We start from the raw sequence: 26,613 nt of genomic DNA on the forward strand, positions 1-26,613 counted from the left end.
CACATAGCTACCCGCTTCGGTTTGCGACTGCCGTAGCACCGGCAGACCGCCACGCACGGATAACGCGGCGGTCTGCGCATGACAACACCATCAACCCAGCCAGCGGCGGGCGTTCTGGAACACGCGCAGCCACGGGCTTGCGTCCGTGCTGCCCTCACCCCAGCCTTCCGGATGCCAGCTCATCTGCACCGCACGATGCACGCGCTCGGTGTGCGGCATCAGCACGCTGAAGCGGCCGTCCGGCGTGGTGACCGACGTGATGCCCTCCGGCGAACCGTTCGGATTGAACGGATACTGCTCCGTTGCCTGACCACGGTGATCAACGTAACGCATCGCTACGGCCACCTTCGACGCATCGCCCTGCTGCGAGAAGTCCGCGTAACCTTCGCCGTGCGCGATCGCGACCGGAATGCGTGAGCCTTCCATCCCGGCAAAGAAGATCGACGGCGACGCCTGCACTTCGACCAGCGAGAAGCGCGCTTCGAATTTCTCCGACTTGTTGCGCGTGAACTTCGGCCAGGCTTCCGCGCCCGGGATCATCGAGGCGAGGCTGCTCATCATCTGGCAACCGTTGCAGATACCGAGAGCAAACGTGTCTTCGCGTCCGAAGAACGCAGCGAACATATCGGCCAGTTGTGAGTTGAAGCGGATCGCTTTGGCCCAGCCTTCGCCTGCACCCAGCGTATCGCCGTACGAGAAGCCACCGCACGCCACCGCGCCGGCAAAATCGGCCAGGTTGGCACGGCCGGCCAGCAGGTCGCTCATGTGCACGTCGTGCGCGTCGAAGCCGGCGCGGTCGAATGCATAGGCGGTTTCGAGGTGCGAGTTCACGCCCTGCTCACGCAGGATCGCAACGCGCGGACGCGCAGCCTTGCCGATGAACGGCGCGGCGACGTCTTCAGAAGGATCGAACGTAAGGATCGGCGAGATGCCCGGATCGGCGGCGTCGGAGAGCGCGTCGTATTCGGCATCGGCACAAGCCGGGTTGTCGCGCAGACGCGAAATACGCCAGCTCACTTCGCTCCACGCGCGATGCAATTCGGTACGCGGTGCGTCGTAGATCTTCTTCGCGTCGCGATAGATTTCGATCGTGTCCCGCTCGTTGGTCTTGCCGATCACGTGCGAGCATGCCGACAGACCGTGTTCACGCAAAGCGCCCAGCACCGCATCGCGGTCCGCCGCGCGCACCTGAATGACGGCGCCGAGTTCTTCGGTGAAGAGCGCGCGGATCGTACGGTCTTCACGACGGCCGCTGGTCTGCTTCGCCCAGTCTTTCGCGTCGCCGAAATCGGATTCGTGGTTCGGATCGAGCACCAGCATATCGACGTTCAGCGACACGCCGACGTGACCGGCAAACGCCATTTCGCAAACCGTTGCCCACAAGCCGCCGTCCGAGCGGTCGTGGTACGCGAGAAGCTTGCCGTCGCTATTGAGCGACTGGATCGCCGTGAAGAAACGCTTCAGATCTTCCGGATCGTCGACGTCCGGCACCGTGTCGCCGACCTGCTGCGTAACTTGCGCAAGGATACTGCCGCCCAGACGATGCCTGGCGCGGCCGAGGTCGATCGCGATCAGCACGGAATCGCCCACCTCGCTCGCGCGGCGCAGTTGCGGCGTGAGGTGCTTACGCACGTCTTCGACCGGCGCGAATGCCGAGATGATCAGCGAGACCGGTGCGACCACTTCCTTCGCAACGCCGCGGTCTTCCCACTTGGTACGCATGGACAGCGAATCCTTGCCGACCGGAATGCTGATGCCAAGCGCCGGGCACAACTCCATGCCGATAGCCTTGACCGTGTCGTACAGCGCGGCGTCTTCGCCCGCTGCGCCGCACGCGGCCATCCAGTTTGCCGACAGCTTGAGCTTATCGAGCGACGCGATCGGCGCCGCCGCGATGTTGGTGACCGCCTCGCCGACGGCCATGCGGCCCGACGCCGGCGCGTTGATCACGGCGAGCGGCGTACGCTCGGCCATGGTCATCGCTTCGCCGCGGAAGCCCGCGTAGTCCATCGTCGTGATGGCGACGTCGGCCACCGGCACTTGCCACGGGCCGACCATCTGGTCGCGCGCGGTTGTGCCGCCGACCGAGCGGTCGCCGATCGTGATCAGAAACGACTTGCTGGCCACAGTAGGATGGCGCAGCACGCTGACCGCGACGTCCGACAACGCGATGCCGGTGACATCCACCGGCTCGAGTTTCGTTTCGACGCGTTTGACATCGCGATGCATGCGCGGCGCCTTGCCGAGCAGCACTTCCATCGGCATGTCGACCGGCTCGTGTGCGGCGTCACCGTTTGCTTCGGAGTCGATCACTTTCAACTGTCGTTCCGCCGTGGCCGTGCCGACCACCGCGAACGGGCAGCGCTCGCGCTTGCACATCGCTTCGAACGCCGGCAGATCGGCCGGCGCAATTGCCAGCACGTAACGCTCCTGCGCTTCGTTCGACCAGATTTCGCGCGGCGACAAACCGCTCTCTTCCAGCTGGATCTTGCGCAGATCGAAAATCGCGCCCTTGCTGGCGCCGTCCACTACTTCCGGGAACGCGTTCGAGAGCCCACCCGCACCCACGTCGTGAATGCTCAGAATCGGATTCTTCTCGCCGAGTTGCCAGCACGCATTGATCACTTCCTGCGCCCGGCGCTCGATTTCCGGATTGCCGCGCTGAACCGAGTCGAAGTCGAGTTCAGCGGTGTTCGTGCCGGTCGCCATCGAGCTGGCGGCGCCGCCGCCCATGCCGATGCGCATACCCGGACCGCCGATCTGGATCAGCAGCGACCCTTCCGGCAGATCGTGCTTGTGCGTGTGCTGATCGGAGATATTGCCGATGCCGCCGGCGATCATGATCGGCTTGTGATACCCGCGCACCAGACCCGCAACGTTCTGCTCGTAAGCGCGGAAATAGCCACCCAGATTCGGCCGGCCGAATTCGTTGTTGAATGCGGCGCCACCGAGCGGGCCGTCGATCATGATTTGCAGCGGCGACGCGATGCGGTCAGGACGACCGTATGCTTCGTGCTTGTCGTCCGGATTGCGATGCGCCAGCGGCTGCGCGGCGTCGCGCGCGTTTTCCCAGGCTTCGACGCCGTCCGGCAATTCCAGGTTCGACACCGTGAAGCCCGCCAGACCCGCCTTCGGACGCGCGCCGCGGCCGGTCGCGCCTTCGTCGCGGATTTCACCGCCCGAGCCGGTCGAGGCGCCCGGGAACGGCGAGATCGCGGTTGGGTGGTTGTGCGTCTCCACCTTCATCAGGGTGTGCGTCAGTTCGACATTGCGGCGGTAGTGCTCAGGCAACTCGTTCGCGCCAAGTTCAGCCGGCGTGCGCGGGAACCAGCGCTCGGCGACGCCGCCCGCCATGATCGCCGAGTTATCCGAATACGCGACGATGGTGCCTTGCGGGTTCAGCTTCTCCGTGTTGCGGATCATGTTGAACAGCGAGATGTCCTGCTTCTCACCGTCGATCGTCCAATCCGCGTTGAAGATCTTGTGACGGCAGTGTTCGCTGTTGGCCTGCGCGAACATCATCAGTTCGACGTCGGTCGGATTGCGGCCGAGTTTCGTGAAGGCGTCGACGAGGTAATCGATTTCGTCGTCGGCGAGCGCGAGGCCCAGTTCCGTGTTTGCCGCTTCCAGCGCGCCACGGCCATTGCTCAATACGTCGACGGTTTGCAGCGGCTTGGCCGGCAGTTCGTCGAACAGATGCAGCGCGTGGTCGCGCGAGGGCGATACGCTCTCGGTCATGCGATCGTGCAGCGCCGTGGCGACGGCCGCGCGAGCTTCGTCGGACAGTGCTTTCCTGCCGCCCAGCAGGCCGCTTTTCAGCGTGACCGTGTATTCGACACCGCGCTCGATGCGGCGCACCTGCGTCAGGCCGCAGAGGTGAGCGATATCGGTTGCCTTGCTGGCCCATGGCGATACGGTGCCGAAGCGCGGCACCACGAGGAAGGTTTCGACCGCGCCGCGCTCCCTGGTTTCTTCGAGCGGATCGCCGTAGTGCATCAGCGCTTCGATCTTCGCGTTGTCTTCCGCGGAAAGCGGGGTCTGCGCGTTGACGAAGTGCAGATACTGTCCGCGCACGCCGGTGATGTTAGCGTCGATGCGCGTCAGCGTTTCGAGCAGGCGGGTTTGACGGAAATCGGAAAGGGCCGAAGCGCCGGGGAAACACGAGAAGTGGGCCATGGACTTGACGTTGCGTCGCTAATGATGCCGATGAGTCGCGCGTGAAGGCGACGTGAGGCGGAAAGGAAGTCCGGGATTATACCCCGGGAACGGGCTTCCAACGGGCTTCGCACCAGGGTTTTGGTGGGGGCCGCATGCCGGCTCAGGCGCGCCGTCGCGGCGTTCCGGCCTCGTGCTCGCGTGGCGGAGCCATCCGTTTGGCTGCTATCATTCGCCCTTTCATCAGATCGGCGCGAGCGGCCTGAGCAATGCCGGGCAGCGCGCCGCATGCCACGCTTAACGGGAACGCGGCATTTCGGCGGCCCGCCGGCAAATCGAATCAGATCATGGATGTCATCGTCATTGGCGGCGGGATTGCGGGCGTCGCCACCGCTTACCAACTGCGCGCGGCCGGCCACCGGGTATGCGTCGTCGAGCGCCACGCAACGGTCGCGCAAGGCGCGACCTATGGGCACGGCGGCACCGTGCTGCCAACGCCGCTCGACGTCTGGTTCGGCCCAACCTTCATGGCAAGCCGCCAGGGCGCCAAAAACGGCGTGATCAGCAAAGCCGGCTTTAACGGGCCGGCGCGCCAGTTCGCAAAGCAGCTGGCTGCCTTGCAGGAGCCTGAGGCGTTCAGCCGCCAGTACGCGCGGCTGCGTCCGCTGATCGAAGCATCGCGTGACGCGATGGCCGATCTCGAAGCGCGCTTCGGGCTGGAATTCGAGCAGGCAAGCGGCCTGCTCTATCTGGTGCGTTCCGAGCAGGAATGGCAGCAGACACAGACCGCGCTCGATCTGCTGCGCCAATACGAAGTCCCGCACCACGTGCTGACGCCGGCCGAATGCGCCGCGTACGAGCATTCCGTGCGGACCGAGCCGGAATTCGCCGGTGGCGTGCTGTTCGACCACGAGCGCACGGCCAACTGCCCGCTTTTCGCGAAACTGATCAAGCAGACCCTCGATACGCAGGGCGGCGTGCAATTCATGCTCGGCTGCGAAGTCGCGGCGATCCGCCTCGAAGGTCAGCGCGCCGCGGTGGAACTGGCGCCACGGCCGGGCGCGGCATCGCGTTCACGCGAAGTCGACGTGATTAACGCCGACGCGATCGTCGTCGCCGCGGGTTACGGCAGCTTGCCGCTGCTCGAACGCCTGGGACTGCCGCTGCCCTTGCATCCGTTGCGTCTGCATAACCTGGTCGCGCCGATTGCGCATGAGGAATGCGCGCCGCACGTCGCGATCGTGGACGCGGTCAAGCGGATTACGATCAGCCGCATGAATCATCGCCTGCGGGTTGCGGGCGGTGCGGTCCTGCAAAGCGCCGGGCAGATCGACAAGCCGCTGGGCGAGGCGTTGACCAAAGAAGCACTGGCGCTACTGGGCCAGGCGACTCACGACTGGATTCCGGGTGCGGCCCGGATCTCCGCGGCGTTGCCGTGGGAAGGCGTAAAACTGCTGTCGCCGGACGGTTTGCCGGTGATCGGCAATGCGCTTCATCCGCGTCTGTTCGTGAACGCCGGCCATGGGCCCGCCGGTTGGGGCCTGGCCTGCGGGGCGGGCAAACTGATCGCCGATCTGATCTCGGACAAGACCCCTGACGTCCCCGCGGAGACTCTGGCTGCACTGCGCGCGGACCGGTTCCAGTAAATGACAGGCCGCGCTGGAGCGGGCCGAAAGCGGCGCGAACGGAAAAAAGCAGATGCCGCTTCGCGTCGATCAGGCCAGGTCTGGTCGGGTCGGGTCCAGACGGACACAAGCCGCCCCAGACTGGCCTGATCAGGCAATAAGGCCGGCCCAAGCCAATACGGCGCGCACTCAGCTCCTATCAGCACTACCATAGTGGCTCCCAACGCTTCCTCACCTTGCCAACGGTGAACGCCAAGCCTCGCCATGACAGTGCCCGAATCCACGCTCCCGACCTTAATCAGCCCGCACAACCGGGCGTTGCCGCTGCTCACGCTAACCGACCTGCGGATCCTTGAAGCCCAGGCCGCGGCGACACTGCCGGAGCACACCCTGATGTCCCGCGCCGGCAAAGCAGCCGCAAGCTATCTGCAAGAACGGATCACGCGCGATACATCGATTGAAAAATCGAAACACAAGGTATGGGTCGCAGCAGGCCCGGGCAACAATGGCGGCGACGCATTGATCATGGCCGCGGAGCTGCACCGGGCAGGTATCGCTATCGACCTTTGCATGCCGCTTGAAGTCAAGCCGAACGATGCCCGCTGGGCGCTCGACACAGCTCGCGCGGCAGGCGTAGCCATCACCACGACACCGCCAGCCTCGCTGGAAAGCTACACATGGCTGGTGGACGGTATGTTCGGCATCGGTCTGACGCGACCTCTGGAAGGCATCTTTGCCACCATCGCCCGTCAACTCTCGCAACGCACGAAAGCAAAGTCCCGAAGAGGCGGTGTTCTGGCGCTCGACACGCCAAGCGGGCTCGACAGCGACACCGGTACGGTAGTCAGCGAGAGGCGGGGCCCAGCCGAAAACCAGAGCGATGGCGCCGTGGTCCATGCCACCCATACGATCACCTTCATCGGCGCGAAACCGGGCCTCTTCACGGCGCAGGGCCGCGATCTCGCCGGTACGGTGATCGTGGCGCCAATCGGAATCGACAGCAGCACCCGCCCGGCCGTACAACTCAACGCGCCCGAGCTTTTCGCCGCCTTCCTGCCGCCGCGCGACTTCGCCACCAACAAGGGCACCTTCGGCAGCCTCGCGGTAGTCGGCGGCGACACCGGGATGTGCGGCGCAGCGATCCTCGCCTCGCGCGCGGCGCTCTACACCGGCGCGGGCAAGGTGCACGTCGCCCTGCTCGGCGACGGCGCCCCATCCTACGATCCGCCGCATCCCGAACTGATGCTGCACGCGATCGACGATCTGCCACTCGACCAGATGGACGCGCTCGCTGTCGGCTGCGGCATGGGTCATCGCGACCGCGCGACACGCGTCATGCACGACGTGCTGCCGCTCGACGTGCCCAAACTGTTCGACGCCGATGCGCTCAATCTGATTTCGAAAGACCCGTCGCTCGCGGCCGAGGTCACCGCGCGCGGCGTGCAAGGCGATCCGTGCGTACTGACGCCGCATCCGCTGGAGGCAGCGCGTCTGCTCGGCACCGACGCGGCGGGCGTGCAACGCGACCGCCTCGCCGCCGCGCGGGCCCTGGCTGCGCGCTTTGCCAGCGTGGTTGTGCTAAAAGGCACAGGCACCGTCATCGCGGCGCCGGACGGCCGCGTCGCGATCAATCCGACCGGTAATGCCGCACTCGCGACAGGCGGCACCGGCGACGTGCTCGGCGGCATCATCGGTGCGTTGCTTGCCCAGCACCTGCCGCGCTACGAAGCGGCGTTGGCGGGCGTCTACCTGCACGGCCTCGCCGCCGACAGGTTGAGCGCGCAGGGTCACGGTCCGGCTGGTCTGACGGCGGGCGAACTCGCGCCAATGGTGCGGACTTTGCTCAACCGCATGTTCTATCCGGCAGCGGCTGAGTGAAGCGGGCCATGGGATCTCCTGAATCGAGCGCCCCAAATCGATCAACCCAAATGGAGCAGTCGCAATGGGCCCGCTCGAACTGGCCAGCCCAAATGGGCCAGCCCAAATGGGCCAGCCCAAAATGGGCCGGCCGATCCCGCACCCAAGGAGCCAGCCCCAATGGGCCAACCCAATTCAGCCAGTCCCAATGGGCCAACCAAAGTGGGCCAACCGTTCCCACAATTTGCCTACGACGCCCAAACCGCTGCCACCCGTCACACAACGCCGTTATACTGACTGACTGCGCCGCACGTCAGATCATCGCGGGTTGCAGCGAAACTTCAGCGAGCCGGTTCGATCCCCAGCCAGGCTCGCGAAGATTCACGGCAATTCACCGCGAACCCGGTCGCGCGGCATCGCTCTAACAGCATCGTCGCATCATCCTCGGCAGCGCTTCACGCGCACGCCTTTCTTCGTGCCCCTTCGCTAGACGGACGCTATGACGCAGAACTCTCTCCCCTCCTGGTCCTCGCTGCAAACGCATTACGAGAAGATTCGCGATGCGCACATGCGCGACTGGTTCGCCCCCGAGAACGATCCCGCCCCTAACCGTGCTGAGCGCTTTGCGTTCGCGGGCGGCGGTCTCGCGGCCGATTTTTCGAAGAACCGCATCACTGACGAAACCCTGAAACTGCTGGTGCAACTCGCGCGCGAAGCCGGCGTCGAGAAACGCCGCGACGCGATGTTCGCGGGCGAAGTCGTCAACCCGACCGAAGGCCGCGCCGCATTGCACACCGCACTGCGCGCCACCGATCCGAAAGCGCCGTTCCATGCCGAAATCCAGGCCGAACGCGCGAAGATGGCCGCGTTTGCCGACAAGGTGCGCAGCGGTGAATGGACCGGCTACACCGGCAAGCGGATCCGCTATGTCGTGAACATCGGCATCGGCGGCTCGGACCTCGGGCCCAAGATGGTCGTGCACGCGCTGCATCACCTGGCCACGCCCGAGATCACGACACACTTCGTGTCGAACGTGGACGGCGCGGATCTGTACAACGTGATGCAGATGATCGATCCCGAAGAGACGCTCGCGATCATCGTCTCCAAGACCTTCACCACGCTCGAAACGATGACCAACGCGCGCTCGCTGCGCGACTGGTTCGTCGAGAAAGGCTGCCCGGAAAGCGCACTGGCGAAGCACTTCGTCGGCGTGTCGGCGAACCCGGCCGAGGTGCTCAGGTTCGGCATCGCGAAAGAAAATGTGTTCGAGATGTGGGACTGGGTCGGCGGCCGTTATTCGCTGTGGTCGGCCGTGGGTCTATCGATCATGATTTCGATCGGGCCGAAGCAGTTCAACGAACTGCTGGCCGGCGCGAACGAAATGGACCAGCATTTCCGCGACGCACCGCTCGAAAAAAATCTGCCCGTGCTGCTCGGCATGATCGGCATCTGGTATCGCAACTTCTTTGGCTCGCAAAGCTATCTGGTCGCGCCGTATTCGGAAGCGCTGCATTTCCTGCCGTCGTATCTGCAACAACTCGAGATGGAGAGCAACGGCAAGTCGGCGCGCCTGGATGGCGTGATGGTCGACTATCCGACCGCCGCCGTGACGTGGGGTGAACCGGGCACAAATGGTCAGCATGCATTCTTCCAGATGCTGCATCAGGGTCCAACCATCGTGCCGATCGATTTCATCGCCGTGTTGACGCCGGAGCATCCGCTCGTCAGTCATCATCCGAAGCTGCTGGCGAACTGCTTCGCGCAAAGCGAAGCGCTGATGCTGGGCCGCACGCTCGAAGAAGCGAAGAAAGTCGCGGGTGCGGACAAGCCGGAGCTGGCGCCGCATCTGGTGTTTCCGGGCAACCGTCCCACCAGTACGCTACTCGTGGAAGCGCTCACCGCACGTTCGCTCGGCGCATTGATCGCGCTGTACGAGCATAAGGTGCTGGTGCAGGCATCGGTATGGAACATCAACCCGTTCGATCAATGGGGCGTCGAGCTGGGCAAAGCCCTCGGCAAGGTGGTCGAGGCGGATCTGACGTCGGCAAGCGTCGATGAGAAGAAGCATGACTCGTCGACGTCGGCGTTGATCGCGCGAGCCCGGGCTGCGTTGAAGCGATAAGCATGAGTGGCGCGCTTGCTCGTCGCGCCGCATATGCTCATCGTTCAATCACGCGCCTGGCCGTGCCGGGTTAGCTGCGTTGAGTCGCGTTAGCTGAAATGAAAAGCGGGCCCTTGCGGCCCGCTTTGCTTTTGTCCCTTGTGCGCATGATTGCATGCGGGCGGCTCGCCTACGCCAACCGCCCCGCTTCGATCGTCACCGTTGTATCGCAGCGGCGCGCCAGCTCGACGTCGTGCGTAACGAGGATCAACGTGGCGCCGTTCGCCCGATTCATCTCGAACATCAAATCGATCACTGCGTGACCGGTTGCCGCATCGAGACTGCCGGTCGGCTCGTCGGCGAACAGGATCGCCGGATGCGTGACGAACGCGCGCGCGAGCGCCACCCGCTGCTGTTCGCCGCCCGACAACAGCTTCGGATAGTGCCTCATGCGCTGACCGAGTCCTACCTGCTCCAGTAATCCCCGCGCGCGCGCCGCAGCGTCACGCGTACCAATGCCGCCTTGCAATTCGAGCGGCAAGGTAACGTTTTCGAGCGCGGTCAAATGCGGCATGAGCTGAAACGACTGGAACACGAAACCGACCGAGCCGCTGCGCAGCGCGGCGCGCTCGTCTTCGTTCAGTTCGGTGAGTTCGCGGCCGAGCAGCCGAACCGACCCCGAGCTCGCGCTGTCCAATCCTGCGAGCAAGCCGAGCAGCGTAGACTTGCCCGACCCGGATGCACCGACGATCGCTACACTGCTGCCGGCATCGATAGCAAGATCGATGTCCTCGAGAATCGTCAGTTCGCCCGTTGCATCCTTAACCTTCTTGCACAAACCCCGCACTTCAATGACTGGATCAGTTTTGTTTAGCATGGTGAAGCGTAGGTTGAAAGTGCGCGCCGTAGCGTCTCGCGCGCCGGCGCTGACTACGGCATTCGGCTCGGCCGTGCTGGCCGCCACCCTGTTTTCGCTGCCCTTCGCGGCCCATGCGGCCAACACGCCCGAACAGGCCAAGCCGGTGATCGTCGTGCTCGGGGACAGCATCTCGGCCGAGTACGGCTTGCCCCGTGACACCGGCTGGGTTGCCTTGATGCGCCAGCGCCTCACCGACGAGCGAATCGATTATAGCGTCGCCAATGCAAGTATCAGCGGCGACACCACGAGTGGTGGCCGGGCTCGCCTGCCGGCGCTCCTGCAGCGGCTCAAGCCAAGTATCGTGATCGTCGAGCTTGGCGCCAACGACGCGTTGCGTGGCGTGCCGCTCTCCACCACAGAAGACAATCTCCGCACGATCATTGAGCAGGCTCAACAAAGCCACGCGAAGGTCGTGCTGATTGGCATGTATGTGCCGCCCAATTACGGCCCCGACTACACGCAAAAGTTCCACGGCCTCTACGGTGAACTCTCGAAACAACTCCGTGTACCGCTGGTGCCTTTTCTGCTGGCCGGTATCGCCGACAAACCGGATATGTTTCAGGCGGATCAGATCCATCCCACCCAGCAGGCACAACCAGTGCTACTCAACAACGTGTGGCCGGCTGTCAAGCCACTCCTTCGCACAAGTTCGCCGCACTGAAAAGCTCGCTAACAACTTGTTTCCGGTAATTGGGGAACGCGGATCGGTAAGGTCTATCTGACACTTTCGTAATCCCGCACAACCCGGCTCGATTCTGAGCGACTTCTGAGGAGATAACGTGAAATATTTACCGTTAATTGCTTTGACCGTGGCAATTTCTGCATGCGCCGCTCAACCGCCTGCTGGCGTCCAATCGGTGGGCCAAAGCCAGCAGCCGCCGAAGGCCGTCGCTACGTGCATCGCACAAAAGTGGGCCGATAGCTCGCAACAGCAAGTCGTGTCGCAGGACACCCTGGCCAACGACCAGGCAGTGGATGTCTATGTGCCGGGTCAGCAGCCGCCTAACGGCGCAGCCGCCGTTGTACGGCCGTCCTACAGCGGCCCGGGTTCGTGGGTGGGCTTCCGCGCCAATGGCGCTGCAGGCAGCGATGCCACCAGTTCGATCAGCGCTTGCCTCTAAGGCTGGCGGCATAACAAGCCGCGCTCCCAGGCAAACCGTTTGACGAGCTTGCACTCGTCAAATGAAAAAGCCCCGCATATTGCGGGGCTTTTTTGTGCCGGCGCGCTTTACCTGCTTGCGCCCTCCAGCCAGAGCTTATTCGCCGCTTCCCTGCGCATTGCTGCTGTCGAGCGAGCCGTAGAACTTCACCTTCGAGCGGGCGCGCAGCGCTTCGACGTAAGCCTCGGCTTCCGACTGGGCATCGACTTGGGCAATCTGCTGCTGCGCAGCAGCCAAACGCTGCGGATCTATCGGGGCGCCCACAACGACCGAGTTCACGCGATAGATCGCATAGCCATCGGCGCCGAGATCCACACCGACGTAGGCAGGTAATTTTTGCGCGTCCGCTTTGTAGATTGCACTCAATGCAGCCGGCGGCATGCCTTGCGCGTCATTGCGAGAAACCTTCAGCGGTGACGAGAAGCCTGCAGTGGTCTTCGACTTGTCGAACTCAGCCAGTTTCGCGATACCGTCCTTGTGAGCGGCCTCGTTCGACTGAACCGCAATCACTTTCTGACGCACGGCGTCCTTGACGGCGTCGAGCGCCGGCACGGCCGCGGCCTTGTAATCGGTCACGCGCGCTGCAATCAGCGTGTTGCTGCCGACGTCGATCGCTTGCGTGTTGTTGCGCGCGGTGACCGCATCGTTTGCGAACACGGCAGCCAGTAACTTCGCGTTGTTCAGCGGGCTGTCAGGCGGCAGCTTCGGATCCGGCTGCGGCGTTACCGTGGCCGTTTGCAGTTGCAGCTTGTACTTGTCGGCTGCGGGCTGCAGGCTCTTCGCCTTCTCATAGACGATCGACGTGAAGCCTTCCGAGTCGTCGCTGAATGCCTTGCTCGCCAACTGAGTCTTCAGGTCTTTTGCGATCTGATCTTTCACTTCGTCGAACGGCTTTGTGACGGCCGGCTTCACGTCCGTGACCTTGACGATGTGATAGCCGAAGTCGGTCTGTACGATGCCGCTGACTTCGTCTTTCTTGAGCGCGAACACAGCGTCGTCAAACGCCTGGCCGCCTGCGATCATGCCGCGACCAAAGTAACCCAGGTCGCCACCTTTCGACGCCGAACCCGGATCCTGCGAGTTCTGCTGTGCAATCTGCGCGAACTGATCCGGATGCGCCTTGACCTGCGCGAGCACCTCGTCGGCCTTCTGCTTTGCCTTGGCCTTGTCAGCCGCGCTGGCATCTTTCGGCGCGGCGATCAGGATATGGCTCGCGCGTACCTCGCCATCCGTGCGGTAATGCGCGATGTTGTCGTCGTAGTACTTCTTCAGGTCGGCGTCGCTCGGCTGCGCACCAGCCGACAGCGTTGCCGGCGACATCACAAGGTACTGGATCGTTGCCGTGGCCGGCGTGGCGAAGTCGTTGCGATGCGCGTCGTAGTAAGCCTGCAGTTGCGCATCCGTCGGCTGCACCTTCGCGGCATAGTCACGCGGATGGAACGCCATACCCTGCACTTCGCGCTGCTGTTGGGCGAGCTCGGTGAGATGCTGTGCGAGGGTCTTCGACGTGAAGGCGCTGCCTTGAATGCTGGCAGGCAACTGTTGCGTGGCCAGGCTGTAACGCACACGTTCGTCGTATTGATCGGGCGTCATGCCCTGCATCGCGAGCAACTGCTTGTAACGGTCCACGTCGATCGAGCCGTCGGGATTCTTCAGCGATGAAATCACCGGATCGTTCAGCAGCACACGGCGTACGGCGTCGTCAGATGCGGTCAGATGCAGACGCTGTGTTTCGTCGGCCAGCACGCGCTGCTCGATCAGACCGTCGAGCATTTCGCTACGGCGCTCCGGCGTATCGAACGACTTCATGTCGAACTGCGCGCCGAGCATCTGACGGGCGCGGTCGAGCTGCTGACGCATCGCGTCGTCATACTCTGCGCGAGTAATCTTGTGACCGTTGACGCTGGCGACGTTTGCACTTTCGTCAAAGAAGCCGCGGAAGCCTTGAATACCCACAAAACCCAACCCCGGCACAATGACGAGGATGAGCATGAACATCATCAGGCGTTTGTGATTGCGGAAAAAATCGAGCATGCGTGAACGAGTGCCAAAAACAGAACGCCCGATCTTACAACAGCGGGCAATAAAAAAGGCGAACCGGAGTTCGCCTTTCGAGAATGCTGGCGGAGTGGACGGGACTCGAACCCGCGACCCCCGGCGTGACAGGCCGGTATTCTAACCGACTGAACTACCACTCCTTATACTTCAACTGCGCTGAAACACTTAACCAAATCTGAAACTGGTGGGTGCCGAGAGGCTCGAAAGCGCCCCGCCAAGCCTTATGGGGTAAGGCGCCCATCCAATTCGATCAAGCAGGTACGACGAAAATACAACAATCCGTAATTCTAGCCGAAGCCGCGACAAAAAAGCAATGTCGATGTGCGACCCGGCGCTCGCGGCGCAAATTATCGACCGTCAGACCGTCGATCAGGAAATGGGACCGATTGGCTGTCACCCAGCCCAGGTCAGGCGGACAGCACAAATCTTGTCGCCGGTGTCCGATGCGCCTGGCAAACGACTCACCACGACTCACCAACGACTCACCAACGACTCACCAACGACTCACCAACGACTCACCAACGACTGGCAGACTAAGCGCCTGAGCACGCGCGGGACAATTCTGTTGATTAATACTCCTTCCGGAGTGGTTCCTCATGTTCTTGCCGGATGGAGTTTTCGGACGGCGTTTTTCCATCAAATTCCCCGATACCGATTGCTCGCCGCTCTTCCCTGGCTGCAGGCGTCGTCGGGTCGTATCGGTCGCCTGAACCCCCGGTGTAGGTTCCTTTCAAGATTCTGTTCGCATGCACAAGTTCGTGTCCCAGTACCAGATACGAACGGCTTTCATCATTGCTGCTGGACACCCGTCCCCGTTCGTCAACGGCAAGAGACTGATCTGGATTCCAGTGGACAATTGCTCGGGCCCCTGCGCCTTTGAGCTTGCCGAACAAACGGGGTTGGGCAAGCGCCACGGCCGCCTTGTTGTGCAACGGGTCCTGATCGTCTCCTGCAATGCGCGGCCGGGACGCTTGCTGTGCTGCTGTCAGTGCCGCTCTGGTTGTGGCACTGCCCGTTGTGGGTCTGATCGTAACTTTCTTGCCATCGCGAGAGAGGCTTGCAAGGTTGGCAAGCAACTCACCGCCGGTCCTGCCCGCTTTTAGCCGATCAAGCGCCTGATTGACCTTGTCCGGATAGTCGGGATACAAACGGCTTTCGTATTCCATGTCGATGTGAGGAGCGACACTTGAGTTGATTTTTGTCATCGTAAGGCCCTGCAACTGTTTGTGAGCATTGAGAAATACGGCGCGACTGCCCCGCCGACGCCAAGTCCCTGCGCGCGCGGCCGCTTTGAATTCATTCGCGCGTCACCCGCTTGAGGATGTTGGCGGCCAACGTCTCGTCCAAACCACCTAAGACTACCTGTTGCGCGGGCACGTGGCGATCGCGCGCACCGCGTTGCGCGATTCACGCATCGGATGATCGTGATGCCGCGGGGCTTAAACCACTTCGAAGCTTCGGCGGCTCGTGCTCGACACTGAACCCGCGGCGCTCGCCGGACGCAATCCACCCTGCGGCGGCGTGGCGTCAGGCGGGAGATTGCCGGACGCGTCAGCCACCACCGTCGGCGTCGTGTCGTCCTCAGGAACTTCGGTGATGGTCGCGCTGGTCTGCTCCTGTTCCGCAAGATTGCTGCTTGTGCTCATTGCAAACGGTATGCAACCCGCGATAATCAGCGCGGCGCCGATCGCCTCCTCGAGATGAGTCTGTACCTTCGTGCCGAGGCTGGTATTTCCGAACGCATAGGCGATCACTCCGGTCACCGCGTAGAGCGACAGGAAAAGGCTCAGACGGGCAATCCCGGCGCCGGCCATCTTGTCGGCAACCTGCGCCTTGAAGGAACCCTTGGCGGAGTTGTACTTGCCGTAATGCAGACGCAGATCCTTGATGCCTTGCAGCGCCTGCGGGCTGCCGAAGCCATGAATCGAGATCTCGTTCGCCACCCGCAAGCTCACGTTCGCGATGCCTTCGCCAGCGGCATTGAGCGTCGCATAGCTGAACAGCTTTCCGACCGCATTGCCCACCCCCGAGGCATGGCTCGCAATCGCGTCCAGCACGCCGACGCCCGACAAGCCGGCGGCGTCCTGCCCGGCGTTCACCGCTTCCTCGGTCAGGAAATACGAGCCGTCCGTCGCCTGGCCCTGCACGGGTTTGATGTACTGAGCATCGTGATTGCCCTCGAGCGGCACGCCCAGATTGATCAGGTCGCGCGAAAGGTAGGCGATCGATTTGATGGCCGCCGGCAGCAGCGTCGACAGCACGCCGAACTGTCCGTTTTCACCGCCTTGGCCGACCGCCCCGGCTACGGCCATCGAGCCGAGCAGCGCCGTAATCTGCAACATGTGACCACGGTGGGTCGTCGAAATGGCCGTGCCTTTGTTTTTCTTGTGCATCATCGCGATCACGTTGGCCCCGGCTGCGCCGACGAATATCGTGCCGACAGCGAACGCCTGGCGCTCGGGCGACAGTGCGGTAGCCTTGATGGCCCACTCTGTCAGCATACTGAGCAGTTCGCGCGCTATCGTGGTGCCGCCGGTGGCGAACAGTTCATGGGTCATCGTGTTCGCCCAGGTTGCGCTCCAGGCCTTCCACGGGTCGTCGGGTCCGAATTCATTTTTCGCCATGACCGAGATTGCTTTCATGATCTCGCTCAGCGCGGCCTTGAGCGCGCCGGGCGTGGCGGCTATTGCGTCGCGTGCCGGTGTAGTGAACGCCGCCATCCGGGAGCGCGTCTGGTCTAACCGGGTGCGTGTGTCCGGCACGCCACTCTCGATGTCGGTGTTACCGGCGGCGTGGCGGCCGCCGACGGTGCCGAACTGCATGGTCGACGCCGGCGTCTGCGTTGACGTGATCGCTCTGGTATGGCGGATGAAGTTCTGCACCCTAGGGTCCGACAGCGGGGACTGCTGCGGCTGTGCGGGTACGCTCGGCGTCGTTGTGTTCATCCGGATTGGCGGCGGCGCGAGATGCGTTGGCGACGGTGTCAAATGAACCGGCGGCGGCGTTGTGAGATGCGTCTGGGTGGTAGTCGTCAACGCGGCGTTTGAGGACGTCGTCGGCGTGCTCGTCTCTTCAGGTACGGCTTTGGACGACGACGATTCGCCCTTCTTCACCAGCGGTGAGTCCGTCTCTTTGAGCGCTGCTTCAGACGAAGACGCCTCGTCCTTCTTCACCGTCCGCGTGCTCTCCTCATTAGTCGCCGCCTTGGACGACGACACCTCACTTTCCTTCACCAGCGGCTTGTCCGTCTCTTTGACCGCTGCTTCAGACGAAGACGCTTCGTCCGTGTTCACCGTCGGCGCGCTCTCCTCTTTAGTCGCCGCTTTGGACGACGACACCTCACTTTCCTTCACCAGCGGCTTGACCGTCTCTTTGACCGCTGCTTCAGACGAAGACACTTCATCCTCCGTCACCGGCATCGTGCTCTTCCCTTTGGACACCGTTTCGGATACTTGCGGTGCAGACGGCTCGAGCGACGCGTTCGCTGCAACCAGATTCGACTCCGAAGCCCCTTGGCGCAACGTGACAGGCGGTTCCGACTGGTGCGCAAGCTGCACGGACGCTTCGGTCGGCACCGCGAGAGGCGTCTGTTGCAACACCGGCGACTCCGGCGGCGACTCATGATCGTGATCGTCGTGGTCCGTCACCGCTGTTTCGGGTAACGACAACGGTGCCGCCGTCGTCGATGGCGCGCCCCCGCCCACCGATGCCGTCCGGCGTCGCCCCTGCCCCGACTGTGCCGGGCCGCTGCGCAGCTCTGTCGAACGCGAGCGCCTCAAGGCGGCGAACTGTTCCGAATGCGGTTGCGCCGGCTGGGTCTGCGCGGCCTGCACAGTGGGCGTAGGCAGCGTGATTTGGGTCGGCGACGTTGAATGCACGGGTGATGTGGACCGCGGCGGCGAGATGCCTGACATGATTGTCCTTATGAAAAGATGACCCTCGGTTAGTCGACAGACCTGTTCCCGATTCACACGACAATTATGAAATTTTCGGGTCCGCGGATGACTTGCCATACGAAGCACGCGAACAAAACGCGAAGCGTGCGGCCCTCAAAATGCCCCGGCTATGCTCGCCGCATCAGGTGCCGGCACGCACCAGACCATGCCGCGTCACACGACCGGTCATCACCGGCACTTCGCCTGACTGTGTCCAACTTCCGGTGCGCCCCGCACCGCGGCCCGTGCATCTGTTCTATTGATGGACTTGAACCCGACGGGTCTGCGTGAGACGACGCAAACCCCAGATCACGCTTTAATGAAACCCGCGGTCAACCCACAACCTGGAGCAACCATGCGCTTCGCATTCGCAGGCTTCGACCGCTGGCGCGGTGTCTTCGACGCGTTCGTCAAGGCCGGCTGGGAGCCGGTCGCGATGTTCACGATCCCGGTCGACAACGTCATCGACTTCAACGACGAGATCGTCGCGCGCGCCGAGCTGCATCGACTGCCGCTCAAGATGTCGCCACTGCGTGAAGACGATCTGCGCGCCCTGCGCGAACTGCAATGCGACGTGCTGGTAGTCGCCGGTTATAGCTGGAAGATTCCCGACTGGAGCGCGTATCTGCCGCACGCCGTCAACTTTCATCCGTCGCCGCTGCCTGACGGACGCGGCCCCTATCCGCCGATTCAGGCGCTGCTCGAAGACCGCTCCGAATGGGGCGTGAGCTGTCATCGTCTGGCGGCCGAATTCGATACCGGTCACGTGCTGGCCGCCGAGCATTTTGCGATGACCGACGACGAATGCCACGAAACGCTGCAGTTGAAATTGCAGATGGCGACGCGCACGCTCGCCGCGCGCGTCGCCAGCAGTTTTCATCGTCTCTGGGAAGAAAGCCGGCCGCAGACGCAGGGCAGCTACTGGCCGCGCATCGACGACGCGCGCCGCACGCTCGACTTCAACCAGCCGGTGGCCGACGTGATGCGCGTCGTGCGCGCGTGCGGACTGTTCGAATGCTTCGCGCCGCTGCGCAACGCGAAGGTCTCGGTGAAACGTGCGCACGGATGGCGCGAAGCACACGATTACACGCCAGGCGAAATCGTTCACGAGTACCGGCGCTGGGTGGTGATCGCCGTGCGGGATGGCTTTGTCGCGCTGATCGAATGGAGTCCGCTGCCACTGACGCTGCGCAGGCAGATGGGACCGTGAGGGCGGCCATGAAGCCCGCTGTCGCGACGTTCGCGATACGGTGCAGCGCTTCGCATCGCAAGGCTGGCGCGCACATCGATTCGGTATTCTGAATAAGTGGAAGTGCGGTTCCCACATAACTGGCAGCACAGCTCCGATCCACTCACTTCATTTGATAGAGGTCATTCATGGCTCTTACCACGACTATTACGTCGAACCAACCTGGTGGCAGCGGCTACGTCGGCAGTCTGCCACTGACCGGCGCTTCGACCACGTCATCCACTCAATCCTCGCCCGCACAAATCCTGTCCCAGCTGCTGCAGGAATTCCAGCAAATGATCCAGCAGGCCGGCGGCGGCAGCAGCACGCCGTCCGCTACGCCCTCGCCGGCCGGCGGCTCGACACTGCCGAGCACGGGCGGTTTGCCGGGTACGGGCGGCTTTCCAGGTAGCGGCACGCTGCCCGCGACCGGCTCGTCCAACACCAATCTGTCGAACGTCCAGCTGCAGGTCGGCACGAGCGGCGGCGGCACGACCCTCGCACAAGGGCCGAAGAACACCGACGGTTCGTCCGATCTGTATCTGCCGCAAAAGGACGGATCGGAAAAACACGTCGGCAAGGAGATGCCCGACGGTTCGATCCAGTTCGATAACGCCGACGACGCCAAAGCGGTGCTCGGCAAGAGCGGCACGTTTCTCAACGCCCTGGGCGGCAAGCTGAAGCACAACAGCGACGGCACCGCGACGCTCGCGGCAGGCGCCTCGACACTGACCGCAGGGAATCTGCCCGCACCGGTCTAGGCATGGCACGTAATGCGTCGCCGCCGGCTGCGGCGGCGCATACGCTGCGGCTCGCACTGACGGATACGGCGGCGCCTCGCCGCGATCCATCGCACGTGAATGATGGTTCAAGCACGGAGAAAGCCATGACGGGCTTAGTCATGCAAGGCGGCTACTCAAGCAGTCCGATGGATTACCTGAACAGCTTCGAAAACGGCTCCCTGAATGGCGTGCAGGGTGGGAGTGACAGCAACAGCAGCAGCGGGCTCGGCGGCATGAGCCAGCAACAGATTCTGCAGATCGTCGAAGAGCTGCTCGCGATGCTCCAGCAGGCGCTGCAAGGCGCGAACAGCGACGATTCCGACGACGGCGGTGTGGGCGGATCAAGCGGAGCAAGCGGCGGCGGTGGTGGCGGAATGCCTTCAATGCCTTCGCTCGACACCACGCCTTCAGCCGGCACGGCGCCGCCGTCAGCCCCGCCCGCAACGGCTTCGGCGACACCCGCGTCGACAGGCGGGCCGGCAGCCACCAATGGCGGCGGCACGGTCGGTTCGAGCCCCTCGTCGAGCGGACTGAGCGCCACGCCGCAGACCACCGCCAACACGCCGGAGCAGAGTCAGCAGGTTGCGGGCCAGTATGTGAACAACCTGATGCAAGACTTCAACCTCACGAAGCCGCAAGCGGAAGGCATCGTCGCGAATCTGTGGCACGAAAGTGGCGGCATGAATTCGGGCATCAACCAGGGCGGCGCGATCGGCCAGCCGAGCGGCAACATGGCGGACGACAACGCCAACGGCTACGGCATCGCGCAATGGGGCGGCTCGCGCAAGGAAGGCCTGATCAATTACGCGAAACAGAATGGACTGGATCCGTCGAGCCAGGCCGCGAACTACGGTTACCTGAAACAGGAACTGGAAACGACGCAGTCGGGCGCGATCAGCGCGGTCAAGAACACCAGCACCGCACAAGACGCGACCCAGGCATTCTGCAACAGCTTCGAAAAGCCGTCCGATCCGGAAATGAGTTCGCGTCTGGCCGATCTCGCGCTGGTCCAGAACGCCTGAAACATCGCTGCGCCGCCGATGATGCAGCTTGCGGCATAGCTCGTCGCATTACTCACCGCGCCGTGAGGTTTTTTTCGCCGCGCCTGGGGTACGCCCCGGGTGCAGGCGGCATGGCGCGTTTCCATTCACGTTACCAGGATTGCGAGCGTTGCGTCGTCCGGCGCGCTCACTCCCATCGACCTTCACGACAGCACGTTTTCCCCCATCGCCGCCTCGAAGAAAGGCAATTGAAAGACTTCGCGCCGATCGTAACAGACCATCACAAATGCGAGTCAGCGTCGCGCCCGAATGAAAAGATGGCTTCACAGGTTCAGCACATCAGCTCGATACCCGCCATCCACAGCATCTTTCAGTCAGGGGCGACATCATGTTCTCGACGGTCTACTTCGCAGCTTCCTCGGTCCTCTCCTGCGACGGCATCCCTGCCGCACTCGCAGCCAAAGTACTCGACGGCCAGCTTCACGACGCCGCCCGGCTCGCCGCCAATTTCGCCGACAGCGACGCCATCGCCTCGCAGACTTCCGCGTCGGCGTATGCCGCGCTGCAAATCTACGGCGACATCGAACTGGTGCTCGGCCGTGACGAAGAAGCCGAGGAAACCTACCGCAAAACGCAGAAGGCGATCCGCCATTCACGCGACGCGATGCGTATCGTGTCGGTGCGCAACACCGGCTGGCAAGCGTGCTTTCGCAGCCAGTTCCACGTCGCGCTGACCTGCTTCAAGCGCGTGGTGGAGGACAAGGCCGCGACGCCGGCCCAGCAGCTCGACGGCATGATCGGCGCAACGCTCGTGCTGTTCCAGCTCGGCTGTGTACAAGCCGCGTGCGACCGTCTCAACGAACTCGCCGTGCGCGCGGCCGCGCATGCCGACCGCCGCTGGGCCTATCTGGTCGAGATGCTGCGCAAGGATCTGCGCGCCCAGCACCAGTTGCACGACGCCGAGCCGCTCGCCGATCATATCTACTGGCGCGCGGTCGTGACGAGTCTGCAGGCGCTGGACACGCCGGCTGCATCGGTGGCCGGCCTCGCGATGCCGCTGCTCGCGCAACGGCTCGACTACCTCACGCATCTGCAGGCGTTCGCTGCCGGCCGCGCGGATGCACGGGAATCGCTGAAGGACCATGCAGCGTGGAGCCGCAGGATGGGCCTGAACGAATACCACCGCAGCCTGTGCCTCGAAATGACGCTCGCCGCGATCGCTGCCGGTGCGACCAGTGCCGCGGAAGACCTGCTCGAACAATCGGGCGCAGCCGCGATTCACGGCAGCCAGTACGCGCGCTGGTATCTGGATTACCTGTATTGCCGCGCGAAGATCATGCAGCAACAGATGCGCACACAGGAGTTCGCGACGCTCTACGGCCGCTACGCTCTCGCCTCGATCCAGCATGTTCGCGCCGACAGCGTGTCGTTGCCGTCAGCCTCCACGCCGGCCTCGGAACGCGCCGCGCAGTCGCGCCATGCTCCGCGCGCCGACGACGTCAGCGCCCGCCTGCCGGCCAGGTATCGCCGCGCCTATCGTTACCTGATGGACAACCTCGATCAGAAGGATCTGTCGGTGCGCGAAGTGGCATCGCAGATCGGCGTCACCGAACGCGCGATGCAAGGCGCGTTCAAGAAGCATCTCGGCCTGTCGCCGAGCGAACTGATCCGCCGTCAACGCATGGAACGCATCCGCGAAGAGCTGCTCGACGACGACGCACCCGTCGCACGGGTTCTCGACGTCGCGAAGAAATGGGGTGTCCAGCATCGCTCGACGCTGATCAACGGTTATCGCAGTGTGTTCAACGAAGCACCATCTGAAACGTTAGGCCGCTAGAACGCGCGCTTTCTGCCGCCGGACTGTCCAAGGCCCGTTCACGCGCTGTGCGTGAACGGGGCATCGGCACGTCGGGCGGCTCAATCCAGCAGATTCAGGTAGGCCACTTATGGTTACCCGCCCGATTGCCCTTCGCACGCTACCCCACCTCGAACGCGTAGAGCAGGACGAGCCAGCCGATCCGGCCGTGCCCGCGCAACCGTCGAAAACCGCCGCGGCCATCAACGCCGTCAAGTCGCTACCGGCGAGGCTCAGCGGCCTGAACCCCAGGGAGAAAATGAGTTCGGCGCTTGCGCACGCGCAGGAAAAAATGCGCCATCGCCGACGTGATTTCGCCGCGCCTTTTGTGCAAAACAGCAAGACCGGCGCGCCCATCGGACCACCCGACGTGGCGCGTCCACGCTATGCGCTGCGCACCCATGCGGATATTCATCCGGCCACCGCGCCGGCCGCACCGACGCGCATCCAGCGTTACGACGCGCAGGTCAAGCACGCGGCCGGCGGCGCTCACGTTGCCGGCACATCGGCCCGGCATCCGCCGTCGTTTTCCGCGACGCTGTCGCGGCAGGCCGCGCGCGGCGAACCGCAGCTGCGCGATTTCATCAAGCACGTGATGCCGGCCCGCGACGATACCCCGGCAGCACAGGCCGGCGGCGTGTTGCCGCCGGCGGCGAACATCGGTGGCGCGCTACCGCTCGCGGCACCAGTGGATAACACCACGGACTTCGCCGCCGATATGGCAGCCGCGTTCGAGCGCGTTGCCGGCACGGTGGCACAGCCCGCAGTGGCACCCATTGTGGGGGCTGCACCCGCCGTGCCGGCCGGCGCCCCAGCATCGGCGCTTGCGCATCGGCTCGACGGTCTTGCCGCGCAAGCCCAGTTGACCGCCCGTCTGGCCGCGCTCGGCGCACCCTCCGGCGCCGGGCCGACGAGCTACGGCTCGATGATCGTGTCGGCCTTGCGCAATGTGGGCATTGGCGATCCGCGCATGGCCGAACGGGTTTCCGCGCGGATGCAGACGTTGTCGATCAACGACATCGTGCATGGCGGCGCCGCGCTCGCGAACGATCCGACCACACGTCACGCGTTGCTCGCGATGCGTAACCTGTCGCGCGGCGGCCGGTACAGCTTCGAGGCACTCGTCGCACTGCGCACGGCGGGCGGCCAACCGTTCGCCAGCGGCACAGCGGCGCGAGCCGTTCACGCGCTGCTCAGCGCAACCGATCACCTGGCATCGCTGCCGGGCGCCGATGCCGACGCGTTGCCCGCCGGGATTGCGGCGCAGGCACGGCATCACCGTACCCCCGACAGCGCGTTCGCCCTCGAGGCGTTCGATGCGGCAACCCATCTGCTGGACCACGGCGAAGCGGCAATGACCGAACGGCAGAAGCACATGCTGTTCGCCTGGCGTCAGGGCGATCGCAGCGAAGCGACCGGTACCGAGGCGTCGAAGAAAAATCATCGACTGCAGAAGTTCACGCGCACCTCGATCCCGCGCGTGGCCGCCTCGCGTTTGTCGCGCGCAATCACGGCGCCCAGGCGGATGATCGGCATGAACAAGTCACCGGTGACGGCGAGCACGCTGGGGTTCGGCGGCGTGCCGCGCGACACGCTGAAGAAAGAACAGGACGCGCTGAAAGCTTCGATGCAGGCGGCGCTTACGGCATTGACGGAGGTGCCGGCGGCCGTGCCCATTCAGCCCGCAAACCCCGTCGCCCAACCCCAGGTTGAAGGACAGGTGATCGGCTCCGCGGGTGGTCTACCGGCGGCGCTCACGCCATTGACGGCCGCGGCCGCGCCCACGCCAGCCGCCCCGCTCTCGGCTGCCGCGGCACTCACGCACGCGGACCCGGTCGGCTCGCTGGTGGAACTCGCGGGCCTGCATGTGTGGCTGCAGGCCGGCGGTTTCCCGACTGGCCGGATTGAGCCTGACGAACTGCGACAGGTCGCGCGCAAGGCCGTCGAGTTATCCGCCGATGCACCGGCTGATGTACGCGAACGGCTCACGGCCTTCAGCGGGATGCCCGACGCGGAACTGCGCTCGACGCAGCCGTTCAGGTCCCTCGCGCACCGCCATTTTTCAATCGAACTGCTCGAAAAGTGGGGGACCGTCGCGCGCCTGCCGAAGGGCGAGGACTCGCCGTTCTGGCATCAGATCGGCGTGCTGCGCAAAATCGCCGACAAGGTCGCGCCGGTTCGGGTGGACAAGGATTCGACGCTCTCGCAACAGGTCGAGATCCTGCGTAAAGCCAGCCGTCCGCCGGAAAAAAAACTTGAAACACGCAGTGTCGAAGCCGCACGCGAATTGCTGGTCGAAGTCGCCGGCTCGCTAAAAAGCGGCTCGCGGCTGCGGCTGAGCGACGGCCATCATTTCGGCGGCAGCACGCGCGGCGTGTCGGTCACGCTCAGCAATCTGATTCACGCGGCCGGTGTGCCGCTTTCCGTGCAGGCCAACCTGCGCGCGATCCATGCGAAGGACGCCGTGGTCGAACTGGCCCGCTCCACGCACGGAATCGAAATTTTCATCGGCACCGCGGAGCGGCTGTCGACGCACGTCGAAGGCGGTGTGTTCGCCGGCTACAAGTTCGATGTGGGTCTGGCCGAAGCGCGCGCCGGCGGCGCGCTGAACGTCGTGTTCCACTCGGGCGATCGCGGCAATTCGGCGGGCGTGACAATCGGCATTGAACGCCCGGTGAAGGCCGACGGCTCCGGCTATGACGATAAGGTCATGCTGGAGAAAGCCGCGAACATCGTCGCCTCGTTGTTCGACGAAGCCGCTCAGGCCGACGGCGAAGCAATTCCGGCGAGCGCGTCCGAACATGTGTTCGCCCGCTATTTCGACGACCCCGGCGTGAGCGCCGCGTGGACCGACACCACCAGCAGCAATCACAGCAGCGGCGCATCGCTCACCGGCAGTCTCACCGTCAGGCCTCCCGAAAGCATCCATCACGTCCTCTCGACAGATCCGGCCGACGGCTCGGTGAGCAGCAAGGTCGAACGGAGTCTGTTGCCGGTCGGGATCGGCCCGTCGATCGGCATCGCGTCGATTCACGACTATGGGCAGAAGCAGGAATCGCCTGGCGGCAACGGCGCGATCCAGGTCGAACAACACCGGCGCGGCGGCGGCAGCCGGCTGATCGGCCGGCTCGGGCTGGGCCTGTCGGCGAGCATACCGGTCGGCAAGCAGATCTACGACAAGGACGGCAAGCCCAATGGCCGGCTGCTCGGCCTCGGCGTGTTATCGCTCGACACGCCGTCCTGGAACATCACTTTCCGCAACACGCGAATGTCGGCGCGGCTGCAACTGGTGCGCAACGGCGCGCAGCTGAATCATCGGGCCTGCTCGCTCGATCGCGAATTCGCAAGCGCCAGCGCGTACATTGAAGCGGTGGAGAGCGAGCGCGACCAGTGGGTCCACCTGTTCGCCGCCGAAACGACACCCGCCGGCCAGGCGCCCAACGCGGCGGCCATCAGGGCCGCCCATGACAAGATCGACGAGCATCTGTCGAATGCGCGCGCGAACTGGCGGCCCAGTCAAACACTGTTCACGCGCCACCGGCTGCGCGAGCACGCGGCGCGGGCGCTTGATCTGAATCAGGCGCTGCACGAACAGATACATCCGTGCGATCCGGACGACCCTGAAGTGATCGCATTGGCCGACGCCAATGCGCGCATTCTCGACGATCCCGAGTCGTACATGCCGATCGAACTGAAAGGCCGGGAAACGACCGGCAGCGATCGCTCGTATGGGCCGAACGTGCTGCTGCATCTCGGCACGCGCAAGGCAATGAGCGCGCAGCGCGAGTTCGTCGCGGATAACGTGTCATTCGCGACGATGGACCGGGTCGACCGGGAGATGCCGGTACCCGCGGACTATCGCTAGACACACGCCGGCCCGCAGGCACAAAGTCATGCGGGCCGGGAAGTTTCATGCCGCGGCACAAACGGGTCCGGC

Annotated in this window: 15 protein-coding genes and 1 tRNA gene; 10 read left to right on the plus strand and 6 right to left on the minus strand. The window is 63.8% G+C overall.

Annotated elements, in window-relative coordinates; all coding sequences use genetic code 11:
- Nucleotides 1-90: 90 nt before the first annotated feature.
- On the minus strand, nucleotides 91-4,176 hold the full coding sequence (purL, locus tag PQQ52_RS24890) for a phosphoribosylformylglycinamidine synthase (RefSeq protein WP_408217109.1): 4,086 nt from the start codon (nucleotides 4,174-4,176) through the stop codon (nucleotides 91-93).
- 326 nt (nucleotides 4,177-4,502) lie between these two features.
- Between purL and PQQ52_RS24895 the strand changes: the two genes are divergently transcribed.
- From PQQ52_RS24895 to pgi, 3 genes are all read left to right on the plus strand, one after another.
- Nucleotides 4,503-5,801, plus strand: coding sequence for an FAD-dependent oxidoreductase (locus tag PQQ52_RS24895; protein WP_408217111.1), 1,299 nt, complete (start codon nucleotides 4,503-4,505; stop codon nucleotides 5,799-5,801).
- Between the two features lie 243 nt (nucleotides 5,802-6,044).
- Nucleotides 6,045-7,658, plus strand: a complete 1,614-nt coding sequence (locus tag PQQ52_RS24900; protein WP_408217113.1) for an NAD(P)H-hydrate dehydratase — start codon at nucleotides 6,045-6,047, stop codon at nucleotides 7,656-7,658.
- A 478-nt stretch (nucleotides 7,659-8,136) separates the two neighbouring features.
- Nucleotides 8,137-9,759 carry a glucose-6-phosphate isomerase gene (gene pgi / locus PQQ52_RS24905; protein WP_408217116.1) on the plus strand — a complete coding sequence of 541 codons (1,623 nt, stop codon included), beginning with the start codon at nucleotides 8,137-8,139 and terminating at the stop codon, nucleotides 9,757-9,759.
- A gap of 169 nt (nucleotides 9,760-9,928) precedes the next feature.
- On the opposite strand, the gene PQQ52_RS24910 is transcribed toward pgi, so the two are convergent.
- Complete coding sequence (locus PQQ52_RS24910; protein ID WP_408217119.1) at nucleotides 9,929-10,615, minus strand: ABC transporter ATP-binding protein; 687 nt, start codon at nucleotides 10,613-10,615, stop codon at nucleotides 9,929-9,931.
- Between PQQ52_RS24910 and PQQ52_RS24915 the strand changes: the two genes are divergently transcribed.
- Complete coding sequence (locus PQQ52_RS24915; RefSeq protein WP_408217122.1) at nucleotides 10,614-11,318, plus strand: arylesterase; 705 nt, start codon at nucleotides 10,614-10,616, stop codon at nucleotides 11,316-11,318. The genes PQQ52_RS24910 and PQQ52_RS24915 overlap by 2 nt on opposite strands.
- 118 nt (nucleotides 11,319-11,436) lie before the next feature.
- A complete protein-coding gene (locus PQQ52_RS24920) occupies nucleotides 11,437-11,778 on the plus strand; it encodes a hypothetical protein (RefSeq protein WP_408217124.1) in 342 nt (113 codons plus the stop codon).
- 135 nt (nucleotides 11,779-11,913) lie between these two features.
- Here PQQ52_RS24920 and PQQ52_RS24925 read toward each other — a convergent pair whose 3' ends face one another.
- From PQQ52_RS24925 to PQQ52_RS24940, 4 genes are all read right to left on the minus strand, one after another.
- Nucleotides 11,914-13,851: a SurA N-terminal domain-containing protein gene (locus PQQ52_RS24925; RefSeq protein WP_408217127.1), complete on the minus strand. Its 1,938-nt coding sequence runs from the start codon at nucleotides 13,849-13,851 to the stop codon at nucleotides 11,914-11,916.
- 87 nt (nucleotides 13,852-13,938) lie between these two features.
- A tRNA-Asp gene (locus PQQ52_RS24930) sits at nucleotides 13,939-14,015 on the minus strand.
- 429 nt (nucleotides 14,016-14,444) lie between these two features.
- Nucleotides 14,445-15,080, minus strand: a complete 636-nt coding sequence (gene xopG, locus PQQ52_RS24935) for a XopG/HopH/AvrPtoH family type III secretion system effector (protein ID WP_408217130.1) — start codon at nucleotides 15,078-15,080, stop codon at nucleotides 14,445-14,447.
- 234 nt (nucleotides 15,081-15,314) lie between these two features.
- Entirely contained in the window at nucleotides 15,315-17,789 is a 2,475-nt protein-coding gene (locus PQQ52_RS24940) for a ribonuclease E domain-containing protein (protein ID WP_408217133.1), read from the minus strand.
- Between the two features lie 376 nt (nucleotides 17,790-18,165).
- Here PQQ52_RS24940 and PQQ52_RS24945 point away from each other — a divergent pair, with 376 nt between their 5' ends.
- From PQQ52_RS24945 to PQQ52_RS24965, 5 genes are all read left to right on the plus strand, one after another.
- On the plus strand, nucleotides 18,166-19,020 hold the full coding sequence (locus PQQ52_RS24945; RefSeq protein ID WP_408217136.1) for a methionyl-tRNA formyltransferase: 855 nt from the start codon (nucleotides 18,166-18,168) through the stop codon (nucleotides 19,018-19,020).
- A gap of 167 nt (nucleotides 19,021-19,187) precedes the next feature.
- Nucleotides 19,188-19,799, plus strand: coding sequence for a hypothetical protein (locus PQQ52_RS24950; protein ID WP_408217139.1), 612 nt, complete (start codon nucleotides 19,188-19,190; stop codon nucleotides 19,797-19,799).
- A 125-nt stretch (nucleotides 19,800-19,924) separates the two neighbouring features.
- Nucleotides 19,925-20,842, plus strand: a complete 918-nt coding sequence (locus PQQ52_RS24955; RefSeq protein ID WP_408217141.1) for a phage tail tip lysozyme — start codon at nucleotides 19,925-19,927, stop codon at nucleotides 20,840-20,842.
- Nucleotides 20,843-21,209: 367 nt separating this feature from the next.
- A complete protein-coding gene (locus PQQ52_RS24960; RefSeq protein ID WP_408217143.1) occupies nucleotides 21,210-22,658 on the plus strand; it encodes a helix-turn-helix transcriptional regulator in 1,449 nt (482 codons plus the stop codon).
- Between the two features lie 109 nt (nucleotides 22,659-22,767).
- The gene (locus PQQ52_RS24965) at nucleotides 22,768-26,541 is read left to right on the plus strand and encodes a hypothetical protein (RefSeq protein ID WP_408217145.1); all 3,774 of its coding nucleotides are present in this window, start codon (nucleotides 22,768-22,770) and stop codon (nucleotides 26,539-26,541) included.
- Nucleotides 26,542-26,613 lie beyond the last annotated feature (72 nt).

The sequence above is a fragment of the Paraburkholderia sediminicola genome, assembly GCF_046030555.1.
GTDB lineage: Bacteria > Pseudomonadota > Gammaproteobacteria > Burkholderiales > Burkholderiaceae > Paraburkholderia > Paraburkholderia sediminicola_E.